This window comes from Microbacterium sp. ZW T6_19, from assembly GCF_044987465.1.
Taxonomy (GTDB): Bacteria; Actinomycetota; Actinomycetes; order Actinomycetales; family Microbacteriaceae; genus Microbacterium; species Microbacterium natoriense_A.
This window is the reverse complement of the sequence record NZ_JBJDRH010000002.1, coordinates 357,374-374,428: the sequence shown is the minus strand read 5'-3', so window position 1 is coordinate 374,428 and position 17,055 is coordinate 357,374. Positions and strand designations below refer to the sequence as shown.

General features: G+C 68.0%; 15 protein-coding genes. 8 read left to right on the top strand and 7 right to left on the bottom strand.

Features of this window, described 5'->3' with window-relative positions; translation table 11 throughout:
* Nucleotides 1-171 precede the first annotated feature (171 nt).
* Nucleotides 172-3,717: a chromosome segregation protein SMC gene (smc, locus tag ACI3KT_RS04295; protein ID WP_404902739.1), complete on the top strand. Its 3,546-nt coding sequence runs from the start codon at nucleotides 172-174 to the stop codon at nucleotides 3,715-3,717.
* Between the two features lies 1 nt (nucleotide 3,718).
* On the opposite strand, the gene ACI3KT_RS04290 is transcribed toward smc, so the two are convergent.
* Entirely contained in the window at nucleotides 3,719-4,396 is a 678-nt protein-coding gene (locus tag ACI3KT_RS04290) for a hypothetical protein (RefSeq protein WP_404902737.1), read from the bottom strand.
* 28 nt (nucleotides 4,397-4,424) lie between these two features.
* On the opposite strand from ACI3KT_RS04290, the gene ftsY reads away from it, so the two are divergent.
* Complete coding sequence (gene ftsY, locus ACI3KT_RS04285) at nucleotides 4,425-5,297, top strand: signal recognition particle-docking protein FtsY (RefSeq protein ID WP_292910061.1); 873 nt, start codon at nucleotides 4,425-4,427, stop codon at nucleotides 5,295-5,297.
* 44 nt (nucleotides 5,298-5,341) lie between these two features.
* Nucleotides 5,342-5,842 carry a DUF2004 domain-containing protein gene (locus ACI3KT_RS04280; RefSeq protein WP_292910059.1) on the top strand — a complete coding sequence of 167 codons (501 nt, stop codon included), beginning with the start codon at nucleotides 5,342-5,344 and terminating at the stop codon, nucleotides 5,840-5,842.
* 42 nt (nucleotides 5,843-5,884) lie between these two features.
* Here the strand turns inward: ACI3KT_RS04280 and lipA are convergent, their stop codons facing one another.
* Both lipA and lipB read right to left on the bottom strand, forming a co-directional pair.
* A complete protein-coding gene (lipA, locus tag ACI3KT_RS04275) occupies nucleotides 5,885-6,874 on the bottom strand; it encodes a lipoyl synthase (protein WP_292910057.1) in 990 nt (329 codons plus the stop codon).
* A complete protein-coding gene (gene lipB / locus ACI3KT_RS04270) occupies nucleotides 6,871-7,524 on the bottom strand; it encodes a lipoyl(octanoyl) transferase LipB (protein ID WP_292910055.1) in 654 nt (217 codons plus the stop codon). The genes lipA and lipB overlap by 4 nt, the downstream gene beginning before the upstream one ends.
* Before the next feature lie 89 nt (nucleotides 7,525-7,613).
* Here lipB and ACI3KT_RS04265 point away from each other — a divergent pair, with 89 nt between their 5' ends.
* The 4 genes from ACI3KT_RS04265 (at nucleotide 7,614) to ffh (ending at nucleotide 10,996) form a co-directional block, all read left to right on the top strand.
* Nucleotides 7,614-8,198, top strand: coding sequence for a TetR/AcrR family transcriptional regulator (locus ACI3KT_RS04265; RefSeq protein WP_292910053.1), 585 nt, complete (start codon nucleotides 7,614-7,616; stop codon nucleotides 8,196-8,198).
* 63 nt (nucleotides 8,199-8,261) lie between these two features.
* Nucleotides 8,262-8,933: a hypothetical protein gene (locus ACI3KT_RS04260; protein ID WP_404902736.1), complete on the top strand. Its 672-nt coding sequence runs from the start codon at nucleotides 8,262-8,264 to the stop codon at nucleotides 8,931-8,933.
* Nucleotides 8,930-9,430 (top strand): RNA polymerase sigma factor, encoded by a 501-nt coding sequence (locus ACI3KT_RS04255; RefSeq protein WP_404902734.1) that lies wholly within the window; start codon nucleotides 8,930-8,932, stop codon nucleotides 9,428-9,430. The genes ACI3KT_RS04260 and ACI3KT_RS04255 overlap by 4 nt, the downstream gene beginning before the upstream one ends.
* A 12-nt stretch (nucleotides 9,431-9,442) precedes the next feature.
* On the top strand, nucleotides 9,443-10,996 hold the full coding sequence (ffh, locus tag ACI3KT_RS04250) for a signal recognition particle protein (protein ID WP_404902732.1): 1,554 nt from the start codon (nucleotides 9,443-9,445) through the stop codon (nucleotides 10,994-10,996).
* Nucleotides 10,997-11,002: 6 nt separating this feature from the next.
* Here ffh and ACI3KT_RS04245 read toward each other — a convergent pair whose 3' ends face one another.
* The gene (locus ACI3KT_RS04245) at nucleotides 11,003-11,914 is read right to left on the bottom strand and encodes an EamA family transporter (protein WP_404902730.1); all 912 of its coding nucleotides are present in this window, start codon (nucleotides 11,912-11,914) and stop codon (nucleotides 11,003-11,005) included.
* A 78-nt stretch (nucleotides 11,915-11,992) separates the two neighbouring features.
* Here ACI3KT_RS04245 and ACI3KT_RS04240 point away from each other — a divergent pair, with 78 nt between their 5' ends.
* Nucleotides 11,993-12,877 carry a LysR family transcriptional regulator gene (locus tag ACI3KT_RS04240; RefSeq protein WP_404902728.1) on the top strand — a complete coding sequence of 295 codons (885 nt, stop codon included), beginning with the start codon at nucleotides 11,993-11,995 and terminating at the stop codon, nucleotides 12,875-12,877.
* 50 nt (nucleotides 12,878-12,927) lie between these two features.
* Here ACI3KT_RS04240 and glpK read toward each other — a convergent pair whose 3' ends face one another.
* The 3 genes from glpK to ACI3KT_RS04225 form a co-directional block, all read right to left on the bottom strand.
* Nucleotides 12,928-14,442 (bottom strand): glycerol kinase GlpK, encoded by a 1,515-nt coding sequence (gene glpK / locus ACI3KT_RS04235; protein ID WP_307296580.1) that lies wholly within the window; start codon nucleotides 14,440-14,442, stop codon nucleotides 12,928-12,930.
* A 25-nt stretch (nucleotides 14,443-14,467) separates the two neighbouring features.
* Nucleotides 14,468-15,220 carry an MIP/aquaporin family protein gene (locus ACI3KT_RS04230; protein ID WP_307296583.1) on the bottom strand — a complete coding sequence of 251 codons (753 nt, stop codon included), beginning with the start codon at nucleotides 15,218-15,220 and terminating at the stop codon, nucleotides 14,468-14,470.
* A 93-nt stretch (nucleotides 15,221-15,313) separates the two neighbouring features.
* Nucleotides 15,314-17,023, bottom strand: a complete 1,710-nt coding sequence (locus ACI3KT_RS04225; RefSeq protein ID WP_307296585.1) for a glycerol-3-phosphate dehydrogenase/oxidase — start codon at nucleotides 17,021-17,023, stop codon at nucleotides 15,314-15,316.
* Nucleotides 17,024-17,055: the final 32 nt, after the last annotated feature.

The following is a 17,055-nucleotide window of genomic DNA, read 5'->3' as shown; positions in this document are numbered from 1 at the left end:
CCTTTCACGGGTCGATCCGTTGGTACCGTAGCGAAGGCTCTCAGGCAGAGTCAAGCACCGGGCGTGTCGCCCGGCGTGTCGCGTTCGCGGGATCCCCGCGCGGGATGCTCGTCGACGAGCACGATTCCGGTAGCGTGATGGCGTGAATTCCCGAGGACGAGTGGCCCCCGCATGCATCTGAAGAGCCTGACGCTCAAGGGGTTCAAGTCGTTCGCGCAGCCGACCAGCTTCGTGTTCGAACCCGGGGTCACCTGCATCGTCGGTCCGAACGGATCAGGCAAGTCGAATGTCGTCGACGCTCTCGCCTGGGTCATGGGCGAGCAGGGTGCGAAGACGCTCCGCGGCGGCAAGATGGAGGACGTCATCTTCGCGGGGACGTCGACCCGAGGTCCTCTCGGCCGCGCCGAGGTGCAGCTGACGATCGACAACGCCGACGGCGCGCTTCCGATCGACTACGCGGAGGTCACGATCAGCCGCACGCTGTTCCGCAACGGATCCAGCGAGTACGCGATCAACGGGGAGAGCTGTCGCCTGCTCGATGTGCAGGAGCTGCTGAGCGACTCCGGTCTCGGCCGCGAGATGCACGTCATCGTCGGTCAAGGGCGACTGGACACCGTGCTGCAGGCCTCGCCCGAGGACCGCCGAGGGTTCATCGAGGAGGCCGCCGGAATCCTCAAGCACCGTCGGCGCAAGGAGAAGACGCTCCGCAAGCTCGACGCGATGGAGACCAACCTCACACGTCTCAGCGACCTGGCAGGAGAGATACGCAGGCAGCTCAAGCCACTCGGGCGCCAGGCGGAGATCGCGCGCGAGGCGCAGACCATCGCTGCGGTCGTACGCGACGCGAAGGCCCGGATCTTCGCGGACGACGTCGTGGCGCTGCGCGCGGCCCTCGCCGACCACACCCGCACCGAACAGGAGCGGCACACCGAGCGCCTGGTGCTCACAGATCAGGCCGAGGCGGTGCGTGCCGGCATCGCCCGCCTCGAGCGAGAGCAGAACTCGGCGGCGGTCGATCAGGCCCGTAGCGTGACCTTCGGTCTCGAGCAGGTGCAGGAGCGGATGCGTGGGCTCTACACGCTCGCCAATCAGCGCCTCGCTCTGCTCGGCTCGGACGAGGACGACGCCGCGGTCACCGCGGTCACGGTGACCCAGGCGGTCATCGACGACGCCAAGGACGAGATCGACGAGATCTCCGCGGGCCTCGGCGATGCGCAGGACGCCGCGACGGCCGCGAGTCGTGAAGTCGTGCACGCCCGCGCGGAGCTCGACACCCTCGACGTGGACATCGCCGAGCAGAGCGCTCTGGTCTCGGAGTACGACATGCGCCTGACGACCCTGCGCGGAACGGCCGAGGCCGCAGCATCCGCTCTCGCCGCCGTGCGCGGTGCCGTGCTGCGTCAGGAGAATGCGCTGGAGGCGGCGGACATCCGTCGCCGCGAAGCCGCCGAGGCGCTCGAATCGATCGCCGACGCGGAGGCGCCGGAGGGAACGGCTGCAGAGCACGCTGCCGCTTACGAGGCAGCCCAGCGGGCGGCGACGGCGGCCGAGACCGAGCGCGAGGCCCTGCGGGAGCGGCTGCACGCAGCAGAGCGCGAGGTCGACGCCCTCACCGCCAAGGCCGCAGCGCTCGACAGCGCGCTGGCGGTGTCGGGAGGAGCGGCCGAGATCGTCAAAGCAGGAGGACCCGGCATCCGCGGGCTCGTCGGCGACGCGGTGCAGGTGCGTGCAGGGTTCGAAGCGGCGGTCGCCGCGGTGCTGGGCCCGCTCGCCGAGGGTGTTCTGGTCGACGCGCCCTCGGATGCCTTCGCCGTCGCCGTCGAAGCTGCAGACAACCGCAGGGGAGTGGTCGACGTGGTCATCGCCTCGGCGACGCGCGCGGCCGTCGATCCGCCTGCGGTCGATGGAGTGACTCCGGCGATCGACACGGTGACAGCCCCGGACGGCGTGCTCGCGATCCTGTCTCACGTGTTGATCGCCGAGTCTCTCGACAGCGCCCGCTCGGCGCGGGCGGCCCTCGATCTCGTGGGAGACACCAGCACGACGATCGTGACGGTGGGAGGCGACGTGGTCACGGCGCAGACGCTGCGCACGGGCGCGGGCGGCGAGCGATCACGCCTCGAGCTCGCCGCGGAGCGCGACGCTGCGAAGGAGCGGCTCGCCGAGGTGCAGATCGTCGTCGATTCGCTGCGCGAGGCACGCGAGGACGCAAGCGAGCAGGTGGAGACGACCCGTCGGCTCGCGAAGGACGCCCTGCGTGCGCTGCGCGAGCACGATGCGGCCCTCGCGACCCATGCCGAACAGGTCAACCGCATCACCGTCCGGCATGAGTCGGCTGTCGCGGAGTGCGAGCGGCTCGAATCGGGCCTCGTACAGGCGCAGGCCGCCGTCGCGGATGCCGAGGCGACGGCCCAGGCCGCTCGCGCCGACCTCGACCGGGCCGTCGAGGCGCCGCGGCCTGTCCTCGACGCTTCAGCCCGCGACGGACTTCTCGAGTCCCTCGAGCTCGCTCGTGAGGGCGAGGTGCGCGCCCGGCTGGAAGTGGAGACGCTGCGCGAGCGGGTGCGAGCCGCTCAGGCGCGGGTCGCGTCACTCGAGCGTCAGCGCGAGCAGGAGCGGGATGCGGCAGCCGAGGCTGCGCGTCGGGCAGTGATCCGCAGGGCGCAGCGGGAAGCGGCATCCGGCGTCGCCGAGGAGTTGCCCCGCATCCTCGATTCGCTGGACCGTTCGGTCACCGAGGCGCGAGTGGCGCTGGCGGAGGCGGAGTCTGCGCGGTCAGCGCAGAACGAAGAACTCACCGCTCTCCGCGCACAGGAATCCACCCTGCGGGATCGCCTCGCCGGCCTCACCGAGAGCGTGCACGGGCTCGAGCTGCAGATCCACGAGAAGAAGCTCCATCTCACGAGTCTGCTCGAACGTGTGGCGTCCGAGCTGGCGCTCGACGAAGATATTCTTGTTGCGGAATATGGACCCGACCAGCTCGTTCCCCATGACCCGCTCACGCCCGTCGCCGAAGGAGAGCACATCGAGGGCGGCACGGTGCCGTTCGACCGTCGGGTGCAGCAGCGTCGTCTCGCCGAGGCGGAGCGCAAGCTCGCGCAGCTCGGACGAGTCAACCCGCTTGCTCTGGAGGAGTTCGCCGCGCTCGAGCAGCGGCACGCGTTCCTCACCGAGCAGCTCGCCGACCTGACGCAGACCAGGCAGGATCTGCTGACGATCATCGCCGACCTCGACGAGCGCATGCAGACCATCTTCGCGAGCGCCTTCGCCGACACGAAGGAGGCATTCGGCGAGGTCTTCCCGCTGCTGTTCCCCGGGGGGTCGGGAAGCATCACCCTCACCGATCCGGACAACATGCTGACGACGGGCATCGAGGTGTCCGTGCGCCCCGTCGGCAAGAAGATCGAGCGGCTGTCGCTGCTGTCGGGTGGCGAACGGTCTCTCGCGGCCGTCGCTCTTCTCGTGGCCATCTTCAAAGCGCGTCCGAGCCCGTTCTACATCCTCGACGAGGTCGAAGCCGCGCTCGACGATGCGAACCTCGGCCGCCTTCTGACGGTGTTCGAGCAGCTTCGCGAGAGCTCGCAACTGCTGGTGATCACGCATCAGAAGCGCACGATGGAGATCGCCGACGCGTTGTACGGCGTGTCGATGCGTCAAGACGGCGTCTCCGCCGTGGTCGGTCAGCGCGTCGGGGACCGCGCGGCCGCTGCGAGCTGAGTCACGCGCCGGCGAGAGACGTCTCGAACTCGGCCACGACATCGGCGAAGCCGGGGAGATCCTGCGGCCGGTGCTGGGCACCGGGGAGGATGCGGTGCACGGCGCCACGTGTCGCGATGATCTCGCCGATCACCTCATACTCCTCGTTCCAGCCTCCGGTGACGACCAGAGTGGGGATGCCGTCGAGCATCCGCTCCCGTACTCCGTGCCCCCACGGCAGGTTCGTCGCCGCCCAGCGGGCGGCGAGCGACTGCTCGTCCTCCCAGCGCGCGGCCTCGAACGGCCCGCCGAACATGAGCGGGCGCATGATGGCCCAGAATCCGCGGAGGTCGCCGACTGAGACGCGCGCCCTGGCCTCTGTCACGATTCCAATGTGGCGCTCGACGGCAGCATGGCCGCGCGCGATGTCGTAGAGGGCGGGCTCGAGGAGCACGAGGCCCGCGACCTCGAGTCGATGAGCGGCGAGCACAGCGGGCACGGCGCCGATCGAGTGGGCGAACACCAGCAACCGCTCACCTCGGTGCTCGCTGGCCAGTTCTTCCGCCTGATCCGCAATCGAGGCGTCGGCGGGGAATGAGACGAAGATCGCGTCGGGGTCTGCGACGTGGGGCCAGGCCTCCGCACCACGGCGCCCGCCGCCGTGGATATGGAGACGACGGAGCGCCTTTTCGCGGATCATCCCAGGATGCTACCCGTAGGCTGGAGTCATGGCGGAGAAGTCCTGGTCCCTCGGTCGCGCATTGCGCGGCATGTTCGTCAAGCCCACCATCGACGAGACAACGTGGGAAGACCTCGAGACCGCACTGATCACCGCCGACTTCGGCCCCGACATCAGCGAGCGGGTCGTCGAGGAGCTCCGCGAGAAGGTCGACCGTTACCGGACAACCGACCCCAGAGACCTCCAGCGGATGCTGCGCGAGACGCTCGAAGAGCACTTCGCCAAATTCGACACGACTCTCAAGCTCACCGAGCGCCCTGCTGTCGTGCTTGTCGTGGGCGTGAACGGCGTCGGCAAGACGACCACGATCGGGAAGTTCACGAAGTTCCTCCGGGGCTATCAGCGCAGCGTCGTCGTCGGCGCGGCCGACACCTTCCGCGCGGCCGCCGTCGATCAGCTCGCCACCTGGGCGCAGCGCGGCGGAGCCGCGATCGTGCGCCCGCAGCAGGAAGGGCAGGATCCGGCATCCGTCGCCTTCCAGACCGTCGAGTTCGCGAAGAACCAGGGGATCGAGATCGCGATCATCGACACCGCTGGTCGCCTTCACACCAAGGGCGGACTGATGGATGAACTCTCGAAGATCCGTCGTGTGATCGAGAAGCAGGCTCCCATCAGCGAAGTCCTGCTCGTCCTCGACGCGACCACCGGCCAGAACGGTGTCATGCAGGCCGAGTCCTTCCTCGAGCACGCCGGGGTCACCGGGCTCGTGCTCACGAAGCTCGACGGCTCCGCCAAGGGCGGCTTCGTGCTTGCCGTACAGGAGCGCACCGGCATCCCCGTCAAGCTCCTCGGTCAGGGTGAGGGGATCGACGATCTGACCGGTTTCACCCCCCATGTCTTCGTCCAGTCGCTGGTTGGCTGAGGACAGGACTACCGTCGCGGACGAGAGGCTGGTTTCATAGCGTTATGGCGATCGAACACGACTACTTCGGACTTCTGTCCTCGGGCCCCGACGGCTCGATCTTCTGGTCGGAGACGATCGAGCTCGGCGACCAGAGCGTGACCGTCGACCTCACGGCTCCCGACCAGGACGACGTTTCCGCCGACGCGCTCGACATCGCCGCCTCGCTGATCGCCGGGCTCGAGAGCGTCGACGCGACAGCCCGCCGAAGCATGCTCGCCGAGGTCGACGATCGCACCAGCGAGGTGACCGAGTACATCCTCCAGCAGCAGGAGACGTTCGGTGAAGACCTCGAGGAGGTCCTGGTCGACGTGAGCGGCGACGCGGCCGTCGACATCATCCGCTCGCTGCGTCTGATGAGCATGACGATCCTCGCGGACGAGCACGGAGGATCCGAGCCGTTCGCCGTGCTCGAGTACGCGCTCGACGACAGCTCCACCGACGACGTCCTGCTCGTGAACCTCGGCTCCGACGGCGGCGTGCAGTCGGTCATGAGCGGCGACTGAGTTCGCAGGCTTCCCGTCTCTCCGAGAGACGAGAAGCCCTCGTCACACGGCCTGTGCGAAGCCCAGATCCGCGCTCTCGGCGATGTGGGCGAGGTGCGGAGGGATCTCCCGGCCCTTCGACGCCATCGACTGAGCCCACAGCCGCCCCGCGCGGTAGGACGAGCGCACCAGCGGTCCTGCGAGCACGCCGAGGAAGCCGATCCGCTCGGCCTCTTCCTTGAACTCGACGAACTCGTCTGGCTTGACCCAGCGGGCCACGGGCAGGTGTCGGGGCGAGGGCCGCAGATACTGCGTGATCGTGATGATGTCGCACCCGGCGTCGTGCAGGTCGTGCAGAGCCTGCACGACCTCTTCCGGCTCCTCGCCCATGCCGAGGATCAGGTTGGACTTCGTGATGAGACCGGCATCCCTGGCCTGCGTGATCACGTCGAGGGAGCGCTCGTAGCGGAAGGCCGGACGGATGCGCTTGAAGATGCGCGGAACCGTCTCGACGTTGTGCGCGAACACTTCGGGGCGAGCATCGAAGACCTCGCTCAGCAGTGCCGGGTCGCCGTTGAAGTCTGTCGCGAGCAATTCGACGCCGGTGTTCGGATTCATCGCGTGGATCTGCCGGATCGTCTCGGCATTCAGCCAGGCTCCGCCGTCGGGTAGGTCGTCACGGGCGACACAGGTCACCGTGGCGTATCGCAGGTTCATGCGCACCACGCTCTCTGCGACGCGACGGGGCTCATCCGTGTCGTAGTCTGCAGGCTTGCCGGTGTCGATCTGGCAGAAGTCGCAGCGCCGTGTGCACTGTGAGCCGCCGATGAGGAACGTGGCTTCGCGATCCTCCCAGCACTCGAAGATGTTGGGGCAACCCGCTTCCTGGCACACGGTGTGCAGATCCTCGCTCTTCACGAGCGAGTGCAGTGCAGTGTATTCGGGCCCCATCTTGGCCTTGGTCTTGATCCACTCGGGCTTGCGCTCGATGGGCGTCTCGGCGTTGCGGATCTCCAGACGGAGAAGCTTGCGGCCCTCGGGGACGGCGGTCATGCGGGGACTCCTGTGTACTCGGCGGATGCGTATTCGTCTGTGAAGGCGTTGATCACCCCGGCGACGATGTCGCCGGGGGAGACGGCGGCGCCGATCACCTCGCTCACCGTGGTGACGCCGGCGTCCGTGATCCCGCAGGGGATGATGCCGCGGAAGCCCGCCAGCGTGTTGTCGCAGTTGATGGCGAAGCCGTGCATCGTGACGCCCTGCTGCACCCGGACGCCGATCGCGGCCACCTTGTCCTCGGACAGAGGACGGCGCACCCACACGCCGCTGCGTCCCTCGACCTGATAGCCGTCGACCCCCAGCGGGCGGAGCACGTCGATCAGCAGACGCTCGAGGCGGCGGACATGCGCGACCACGTCCATCGGCTCGGGGAGGCGCACGATCGGATAGCCGACCAGCTGTCCGGGTCCGTGCCAGGTGATCTTGCCGCCGCGGTCGACGTCGACCACGGGAGTCCCGTCCTGCGGGCGCTCATGGTCCTCCGTGCGCTTTCCGGCGGTGTACACGGCCTCGTGCTCGAGGAGGATCAGCGTATCGGGTCGTGTGCCCGTGACCACGTCAGCATGGACACGGCGCTGGAGCTCCCAGCCGTCGAGGTACGGAACGTATTCCGGTGCGAGTCCCGGGGTGAGGATGTCGAGCATGCGTGTCCGCCCTCTCGAAGCTAGTTGGATTGCGTCCAACAATACTCCTCCCTCGAACGGGGGCGCCCGACGCGCGGTAGCGTGAGGAGATGAGCAGCGGGAGCAGGGCCGGACGACCCAGAGCGTCATCGCGTGAGACGCTCGCCGAGGCGGCGTGCGAGCTGTTCCTCGAGCGGGGCTACGACGCCACATCGGTGGCTGACATCACCCAGCGGGCGGGCGTCAGCCGATCGAGCTTCTTCAACTACTTCTCGTCGAAGAGCGATGTGCTCTGGTCGGGACTCGACGCGCGGATCGCCCGCGCCGCCGATGCCTTGTCCGCCATGGAGGGCAGCGGCGACGGGGGATCGGTGCGCGCGACACTGCGCGAGATCGTCCACGACTTCGCGCCCGACCCGCTCGCCCTCGCCTTGCGGAATCGTTCGGCGATGGGGCTGGACGAGGAACTGGTGCGAGACACCGGGGTGCGTCAGGCGCGGCTCGCCTCAGCCATCTCGGACGCGGCGAGGGCCGCAGGCATGGGCGTGATCCACTCCGACATCATCGGCGCGGCGTACGCCGCCGCGCTGTTCTCGTCGCTGCGCGTCTGGGCCGAGCACGGTGCGGGGTTCGGCGCACCCGAGACCACGCTCGACGGCGCGTTGCGCGGAATCGACGATCTGCGCTGGGCATAGCGGCGGACATCCGGCGCTGTGCCGGACAGGTCATGAGTGAACCCACCCAGAAGGGAACTGCTCATGGACACTGAACAGCTCGACGGCCTGCTCCAGGCCTCGGCGCCGGCTATCCGGAACATCGACCAGATCGACATCCGCGCGATGTTGGCGGATGCTCGTGCTGAAGCCCGACCGGCGCGGCCACGCCGCCGCGTCACGGTCGGCGTCGGGGCGGCTGCCGCCCTCGCGCTGATCATCGGCGGAGGCGGCGTCGCGGTCGCATCGGGTCTCGTATCCTGGCCGAGCGGCTTCGAAGACCCGGACGGCTCATACGCTTTCACGCTTCCGAGCGGCAGGGCATGTGAGGTACGGCTCATCGTCGAGGATCGGACATCGCCGAGCGAACCGAGTCCTGATGATGCCACGACTCGCGGCGTGCAGGACTCCGTGACGGATTGGTTGCGCGAAGGAGCGCTCGACCGCGACCTCGACCTCGAGACCGCCGACGCGGAAGCCGTTCGGATCCTCGCAGAACAGCGCGAGTCATACGGGATGACCGTGCTGATCGGCGCCGACGGGTGGCTGGCGGACGCCGCGCTCGCGCCAGGACGCCCGGATGCCGACGACGTCCGCGCCTTCGCTGTGGACCGGGCTGTGCGCGCAGCGATGGTCGAACACCTCGCGAGTTCAGGATTCCCCGAGAACACCTGGACGTTCGGCACGGACGGCGGCGTCAAATGCGAAACCGAGTGACCTCGGACGATGCCCGTCTCACGGCGGTGGTCGAGGCGAACGCATCCGACCTCCTCACCTATCTCCTGCGCCGTGTCGGACCGGACGATGCGCCAGACCTCCTCGGAGAGACGATGGTCGTCGCCTGGCGCAGGGTGAGCGATCTTCCGCCGGAGGCGGAGCACGCGCGCATGTGGCTGTTCGGCATCGCGAGAGGAACCTTGCTCAACCACGCTCGCGGCCAGCGTCGGCGCTGGGCTCTGGCCGACCGCATCCGCCTCGAACCGACGGCTGACCGATCGGGACCGTCCGCGGATGCCGGCGCCGAGGTCCGTGACGCGATCGCCCGTCTGGATTCCGAGCAGGCGGAGCTGGTGCGACTCGTGCACTGGGACGGCTTCACCCTCGCAGAAGCGGCCGAGCTGCTCGGCATCCCCGCATCCACCGCTCGGGGCCGTCACCAGCGGGCGAAAGACGAGCTCCGCGCCGCGCTGAGCATCGAGGTTCCGCTCGCGTAGAATCGAAGCACCATGGCTACGTTTGGCACGCTCTCCGATCGGCTCACTGAGACCTTCCGCAACCTGCGCACGAAGGGAAAGCTCACCGCCGCCGACGTCGACGGCACCGTGCGCGAGATCCGTCGCGCACTGCTCGACGCCGACGTCGCGCTGGTCGTCGTCAAGGACTTCACGGCGAAGGTGCGCGAGCGCGCGCTCGGCGATGAGGTCAACAAGGCGTTGAACCCGGCGCAGCAGGTCGTGCAGATCGTCAATGAGGAACTGGTCGCGATCCTCGGCGGCGAGCAGCGCCGTCTGCAGTTCGCGAAGACTGCGCCGACCGTGATCATGCTCGCGGGTCTCCAGGGCTCCGGCAAGACGACCTTCGCCGGCAAGCTGGCCAAGCAGCTCGAGGGAGAAGGGCACACGCCGCTGCTCGTCGCCGCCGACCTGCAGCGCCCCAACGCCGTGAACCAGCTGCAGGTCGTCGCCGAGCAGGCCGGCGCCACCGTGTACGCGCCCGAGCCGGGCAACGGCATCGGCGACCCGGTGAAGGTCTCGCGCGACGGCGTCGAGCACGCGCGCCGTCACCAGCACGACGTGGTCATCATCGACACCGCGGGTCGCCTCGGTGTCGACGCCGAGCTCATGAAGCAGGCCGCCGACATCCGCAAGGCCGTCGAGCCAGACGAGGTCCTGTTCGTCATCGACGCCATGATCGGTCAAGATGCCGTGAACACGGCGAAGGCCTTCCAGGAGGGCGTCGACTTCACCGGTGTCGTCCTGTCGAAGCTCGATGGCGATGCGCGCGGTGGCGCCGCGCTGTCGGTCGCGTCGATCACCGGACGCCCGATCATCTTCGCTTCAACGGGCGAGCGTCTCGAGGACCTCGAGCCGTTCCACCCGGATCGCATGGCGAGCCGCATCCTCGACCTCGGCGACATCCTCACCCTCATCGAGCAGGCCCAGCAGGCCTTCGACGAGGAGGAGGCCATGAAGATGGCCGAGAAGCTCGCAACCGAGGCCTTCACCCTCGAAGACTTCCTCGACCAGCTTCAGCAGATGAAGAAGATGGGCTCGATGAAGAAGATGCTCGGCATGCTCCCGGGCATGGGACAGATGAAGCAGCAGCTCGAGGACTTCGACGAGAAGGAGATCGATCGCACCGAGGCGATCATCCGCTCCATGACCCCAGGCGAGCGGCGCAACCCGAAGGTTCTCAACGGCTCTCGTCGGCTGCGGATCGCCCGTGGTTCCGGCATGACCGTCACCGACGTGAACCAGCTCGTGCAGCGCTTCGAGCAGGCCGCGAAGATGATGAAGACGGTGGCGCGCGGCGGCACGCCGAATCTTCCTGGAATGGGCCCCGTGCCCGGGATGGGACGCCCCGGCGCCTCGTCGAAGCGAGGTAAGAAGGGCAAGTCGAAGAGCGTCTCGCGGTCGGGCAACCCGGCGAAGCGGGCAGCCGAGAACGCCGGCCTCGCTGCTCCGTCGACACCCACGGGCTCCGGCTTCGGCCTCGGCGGCCAGAAGGCGCCGTCCGAAGCCGATCTCGCCGAGATCCAGAAGCTCTTCGGAAAGAGCTGAGACCGCTCAGCGACGGATCGTCGCGGCGGCCTCGGCGGGGCCCGTCACGGGCGGGACGACCCCCTTCGGGCGAGTGACGAGCTGACCCGCGACGAGGGCGCCGAGCACCAGCAGCAAGCCGACCACCTGGACGGGAGCGAACGTCTCGCCGGCAACAGCCGCGCCGAGAATCGTCGCGACGACAGGGGAGAGCAGCGCGAGCAGCCCGGGGGCGATCACGGGGAGCTGCTGGATGCCGCGGAACCACAGCGTGTAGGCGAGGAGTCCGCCCACCGTGCCCAGCCACAGGTAGCCCGCGGCCGCCGCGCCGTCGATCTCGGGCGGTGCTCCTTCCAACAGGAGGGTGAGCGGGAGCAGGAACAATCCGCCGGCCGTGAGCTGCCAACCTGCGTAGGCCACAGGGCCGACGCCGACGGGGCGGCCCCATCGCTTCGTGAGGATCATGCCGAATGCCGTAGCCGTCACGCCGCCCAGCGCGGCGAGGATGCCGAGGACGTCGAGCTGCGCGGCCGGCCCCAGCACGACGAGGGCCACGCCCCCGGCGCCGACCACGGCGGCCGTCGCGGTCAGGGGGCGAATCCGTTCGTGCAGCACGAGCGTGCCCAGCATCAGGATGATGAGCGGCTGCACGCCGGCGACGGCAGCGGCGACGCCACCGGGAAGGCGCTCAGCGGCGAGGAAGAGCAGGGGGAAGAACGCGCCGATGTTCAGGATGCCGAGCACGAGTGCTTTGATCCACCAGGAGCCGCGGGGGAGCGACCGGCCGATGGCGATCGCGATGAGCCCTGCAGGCAGCGCGCGGAGCAGTCCGGCAAGCAGCGGGTGCCCCGCGGGAAGCAGCTCAGTGGTGACGAGATAGGTGGTGCCCCATGCCATCGGGGCGATGGCGGTGAGGAACACAGTGGCCAGTCGATTCATGGTTCCAGCGTGCTCGTTTCCGCACCATGAGTCCAAGGCATAGTTGTCACGGGATCCATGAAGTGAAATCATGAACAGATGGATCTTCAGCAGATGCGATATGTGGTCGAGGTCGCCGAGACATCGAGCTTCACCCGCGCGGCCGAGCGCTGCTTCGTGACCCAGTCGGCGCTGAGCCACCAGATCGCTGCTCTCGAGCGGGAGATCGGCGAGCGGCTGTTCGCACGTACCAGCAGAAGCGTGCGCCTCACCGAAGCAGGCGAGGCGTTCGTCGCGCAGGCGCTCATCGCCCTGGCGGCGGCGGAGGCGGCGAGAGAAGATGCTGCGGCAGCCGGTGGTCAGGTGATCGGCACGCTGCGCCTCGGGGTGATCCCGACCGTCGCGGCCATCGACGTTCCATCACTCATCGCGCGCTTCAGAGCGCAGCATCCGTCCGTGCGCGTGGAACTCACCGTCGGCAACAGCGACGCGTTAACGGCTTCGGTGCGCAACGGTGAACTCGACGTCGCTCTTCTGGGGCTGCGAGAGGACAGCAGCGCGACCGGGGTCTCGCAGCGGATGCTGGCGCGGGAGCAACTGGTCGCCGCGGTCCCTCGTGCGCACCGTCTGGCGGAGCGCCGCCGTCTCGAGCTGTCCGATCTCGCGGGTGAGGTGTTCGCAGACTTCCCGGCGGGGACGTCTGGCCGGGCTCAGAGCGACATCGCGTTCGGCCATGCGGGTGTCGGGCGCGACGTCGCCTTCGAGGCCGAGTCGGCAGAGCTGATCCTGGGTCTCGTCGGCGCAGGGCTCGCCGTGACTCTGCTGGCGCCGGGGGTCGTGGCCCGGTCGCAGGCGGATGTGGTGTCGATCGCGGTCGTCGACGGACCGTACCGTGTGGAGTACGCGGCATGGCACGAGCGGTCGCCGCGCAACGTGGCCAAGGCATTCCTGAACGAACTCGACGGAGTGCTGGCGGGAACGTGAGAGGGCGGGTCCGGAGAACTCTCCGGACCCGCCCTCTCAGCGATCTGCGATCACTTCACGTCGTCGTCGACCCAGTCCATCGACTTGGAGACGGCCTTGCGCCACAGACGCAGCTGACGATCGCGCTCGGCGGCCTCCATCGACGGCTCCCAGCGCTTGTCCTCCTGCCAGTTCGCGGACAGGTCGTCGAGGCCGTTCCAGAAACCGACCGCGAGGCCCGCGGCGTAGGCGGCTCCCAGAGCAGTCGTCTCGGCGACCACCGGTCGGACCACAGGAACGCCGAGGACGTCGGCCTGAAACTGCATCAGGGCGTCGTTCGCGACCATGCCGCCGTCGACCTTGAGCTCGGTGAGGTCCACACCGGCATCCGCATTCACCGCGTCGAGGACGTCGCGGGTCTGGAAGGCGACGGCCTCGAGCGCGGCACGAGCGATGTGGTTCTTGTTCGCGTAGCGGGTGAGGCCGACGATCGCACCACGTGCGTCGGGGCGCCAGTACGGAGCGAACAGACCCGAGAACGCCGGGACGATGTAGACGCCGCCGTTGTCCTCGACCTGCTTCGCCAGCTCCTCGACCTCGGGGGCGGAGCTGATGATGCCGAGCTGGTCGCGCAGCCACTGGATGAGCGAACCCGTCACCGCGATCGAACCTTCGAGCGCGTAGTGGGTCGGTCCGTCGCCGAGCTTGTAGCCGACGGTCGTAAGCAGCCCGTTCTTCGAGTGGACGATCTCCTCGCCTGTGTTGAAGATGAGGAAGCAGCCCGTGCCGTAGGTGTTCTTGCTCTCGCCGGTGTTGAACGCCGCCTGGCCGAACGTCGCCGCCTGCTGGTCGCCGAGGATGCCGGCGATCGGCGTCTCGCGCAGCAGCGAGGAGTCCTCCGCTGCGCCGTAGACCTCGGACGAGGAGCGGATCTCAGGCATCATCGAGCGCGGCACCCCGAACGCCTCGAGGATGTCGTCGCGCCACTCGAGCGTCTCGAGGTCCATGAACATGGTCCGCGATGCATTGGTCACATCGGTCGCGTGCACGCCTCCGTCGACACCGCCGGTGAGGTTCCAGAGGACCCAGCAGTCGGTGGTGCCGAACAGCAGGTTCCCGGCCTCGGCCTTCTCGCGTGCGCCGTCGACGTTCTCGAGGATCCACGCGATCTTCGTGCCGGAGAAGTAGGTGGCGAGGGGAAGCCCGACGACCTGCTTGAACCGCTCGACACCGCCGTCGGCGGCAAGGCGGTCGACGATGCCCTGCGTGCGGGTGTCCTGCCACACGATCGCGTTGTAGACGGGTTCACCAGTGGTCTTGTCCCACACGACGGCGGTCTCGCGCTGGTTCGTGATTCCGACCGCGGCGATGTCGTGACGGGTGAGGTCGGCGCGGCTCAGCGCGAGTCCGATGACCTCCTGGACGTTGCGCCAGATCTCGGCCGCGTCGTGCTCGACCCAGCCGGCCTGCGGCAGGATCTGCTCGTGCTCCTTCTGGCCCGTTGCGACGATGCTGCCCTTCTTGTCGAAGATGATCGCGCGGCTGGAGGTGGTTCCCTGGTCGATGGCGATGATGTAGTCAGCCATGGTTGTTCTCCTTTGAATTCAGGGGTCAGGCGAGGTGGAGCAGGACGGGGGCCGCGAGAGCGGCGATCGCTCCACCGATGAGGGGACCGACGACCGGAACCCACGCGTACGACCAGTCGCTGGATCCCTTGCCCTTGATCGGGAGGATGGCGTGGGCGATGCGCGGACCGAGGTCGCGGGCGGGGTTGATCGCGTAGCCGGTGGGGCCACCGAGCGAAGCGCCGATGCCGACCACGAGGAGGGCGACCGGGAGTGCCGTGAGCGGGCCGAGGCCTCCAGGCGTTCCCACCTCGATGTCACCGTAGTCGGCGAAGGCGAAGATGCCGAAGACCAGCACGAAGGTGCCGATGACCTCGGTCACGAGGTTCCAGCCGTAGGACCGGATAGCAGGACCGGTCGAGAACACGCCGAGCTTGTTCGCCGCCTCGGGCTCCTCATCGAAGTGCTGCTTGTAGCCGAGCCACACGATGATCGCACCGAGGATCGCACCGAGCAGTTCGGCGCCTGCGGCGGTGGCGAACATGGCGAAGTCGATCTTGCCGGCGATCAGGAGGCCGATGCCGACGGCGGGGTTCAGGATGGCGCCCGAGTAAGCCGAGACGAGAACACCCGCGAACACCGCGAGGCCCCATCCCCAGTTCACCATCAGGAAGCCTCCGCCGAAGCCCTTGTTCTTCGTGAGCGCGACGTTGGCGACGACTCCACATCCCAGGATGATGAGCATCGCCGTTCCGACGAGCTCAGACAGGAAGTAGAGACCGAGATTCACATCAGTCATGTCTTCATTGACCTTTCTTGAGCGGCAGGACCCCTCAGCCCTGCCGCGTTTCGAGGGAGTTCACGTCGCAGAGGAGGGCGACGTTCGGAGTCGTCAGCCGCGAGCGCGGGACGAGATGTTCAGGCCGTGTCGTTCGTTCAACAGGTTCCGCGTTTGCTCGATCTCGGCGTCGTGGCGATCGCGGTCCCAGCCGAGCAGCGGAGCGAGAGCGTCGCCGATCTCGTCGAGCACCTCGGCGCTCGCGTTGCCTGTGAAGGCGATGCTCGTGCGACGCAGGATCACATCCTCCAGTCGGGCCACGAGTTCGTTCTGCACCATCCACTCGAGCTCGCGCGTCGAGAGGTCGCCGCCTGCCAGCGGCGTATCGGCACCCTGTTCGATGTACTCCCAGACCTGCGCGGCACGCGTGCCGTAACGGGAGAGCAGGGAGTCTGCGCGATCGCCCGCGCCGGCCAGGTTCTCCTGGATCCAGATGCGGCGGGCCTTCTCGGTGCGGGGGAAGTCACGGCCGCCGCCGATCGCGCGACCGGCCGTGGAGACCGTGCGGGTGCGCCGGATGAGGCCGAGGACCACATCGGAGAGCGATTCGCCCAGTGCGCGGAACGTCGTCCATTTGCCGCCGACGAGGCTGACGAGCGGCACGGCGCCCTTGTCGTCGACCTCGATGCGGTAGTCACGGGAGACGAAGCCGGGAGCTGTGTCCTCGTGGCGCGGAAGCGGACGGATGCCCGAGAAGTTGTAGACGATCTGATCGCGCGACACAGCGATCTGCGGGAACACGTGGTGGATGAGTTCGAAGAAGTAGTCGACCTCCTCGTCCGTGCAGACGGGGACCTCGCGCGGGTCGGCGTCGATGTCGGTCGTGCCGACGAGCACCCGGCCCTTGAGGGGGTAGATCAGCACGATGCGGCCGTCGGAGTGCTCGAAGAAGATCTCGCGGCCGCGGGTGGCTTCGAGGAGTTCCGGGTGGTCGAGCACGATGTGCGAGCCCTTGGTGCCTCCCATGAAGCGTGTGATCTCGCCGAGTGCGTCGTTGGTGAGGTCCGTCCACGGGCCGGAGGCGTTCACGACCACGTCGGAGGCGACGGCGAACTCGGTGCCGCTCTCGCGGTCGCGCAGCAGAACCTTGTCGCCGTCGCGGCCGATGGCCTCGACGTAGTTGAGCGCGATGGCACCCGGGTGCGCAGCGCGACCGTCTTGCAGCACGTCCAGCGCGAGGCGCTCGGGGTCGTGCATCGAGGCGTCGTAGTAAGTCGCCGTGTACTTGATGTTCGGGTCGAGCGCCGGCAGCTCGGCGAGGGACTTCTTTCGTCCGAGGAACCGATGACGCGGAACCATACCGCCGTCGCGCGAGAACGTGTCGTAGATCGTCAGGCCGACCTTGATGAGGAATGCGCCGCGCTCCTGGGGCTTGCCGCTCTTGTGCGTCAGGAAGCGCAGGGGAGCGGACAGGATGCCCGAGAACGTCGAGTAGATCGGGATCGTGGTCTGCAGCGGCTTGACGTAGTGCGGAGCGATCTTCAGAAGGCCGTTGCGTTCCTCGACCGATTCGCGAACGAGCCGGAACTCGCCGTTCTCGAGGTAGCGGATGCCGCCGTGGATCATGTGGCTCGACGCCGACGACGCGCCGGAGGCGAAGTCGCCGCGTTCCACGAGCACGACGTCGACGCCCTGGAGCGCCAGGTCGCGGAACGTCGAGATGCCGTTGATCCCGGCCCCGATGACAAGGACGCTCGTGCGTCCGGCTTCGCGGACTGCGCGAACCTCGTCGCGCTCCGCTGATGAGTGTGTCGACTCGATCATCCTCGACCCTTCTTCTCTTCTTGCCCCCAGCA

Excerpts from the sequence above, each read along its gene's own strand:
- smc (WP_404902739.1), top strand. The coding sequence starts at position 172 with ATGCATCTGAAGAGCCTGACGCTCAAGGGGTTCAAGTCGTTCGCGCAG.
- ACI3KT_RS04290 (WP_404902737.1), bottom strand. The coding sequence starts at position 4,396 with ATGATCCGCGAAAAGGCGCTCCGTCGTCTCCATATCCACGGCGGCGGG.
- ftsY (WP_292910061.1), top strand. The coding sequence starts at position 4,425 with ATGGCGGAGAAGTCCTGGTCCCTCGGTCGCGCATTGCGCGGCATGTTC.
- ACI3KT_RS04280 (WP_292910059.1), top strand. The coding sequence starts at position 5,342 with ATGGCGATCGAACACGACTACTTCGGACTTCTGTCCTCGGGCCCCGAC.
- lipA (WP_292910057.1), bottom strand. The coding sequence starts at position 6,874 with ATGACCGCCGTCCCCGAGGGCCGCAAGCTTCTCCGTCTGGAGATCCGC.
- lipB (WP_292910055.1), bottom strand. The coding sequence starts at position 7,524 with ATGCTCGACATCCTCACCCCGGGACTCGCACCGGAATACGTTCCGTAC.
- ACI3KT_RS04265 (WP_292910053.1), top strand. The coding sequence starts at position 7,614 with ATGAGCAGCGGGAGCAGGGCCGGACGACCCAGAGCGTCATCGCGTGAG.
- ACI3KT_RS04260 (WP_404902736.1), top strand. The coding sequence starts at position 8,262 with ATGGACACTGAACAGCTCGACGGCCTGCTCCAGGCCTCGGCGCCGGCT.
- ffh (WP_404902732.1), top strand. The coding sequence starts at position 9,443 with ATGGCTACGTTTGGCACGCTCTCCGATCGGCTCACTGAGACCTTCCGC.
- ACI3KT_RS04245 (WP_404902730.1), bottom strand. The coding sequence starts at position 11,914 with ATGAATCGACTGGCCACTGTGTTCCTCACCGCCATCGCCCCGATGGCA.
- ACI3KT_RS04240 (WP_404902728.1), top strand. The coding sequence starts at position 11,993 with ATGGATCTTCAGCAGATGCGATATGTGGTCGAGGTCGCCGAGACATCG.
- glpK (WP_307296580.1), bottom strand. The coding sequence starts at position 14,442 with ATGGCTGACTACATCATCGCCATCGACCAGGGAACCACCTCCAGCCGC.
- ACI3KT_RS04230 (WP_307296583.1), bottom strand. The coding sequence starts at position 15,220 with ATGACTGATGTGAATCTCGGTCTCTACTTCCTGTCTGAGCTCGTCGGA.
- ACI3KT_RS04225 (WP_307296585.1), bottom strand. The coding sequence starts at position 17,023 with ATGATCGAGTCGACACACTCATCAGCGGAGCGCGACGAGGTTCGCGCA.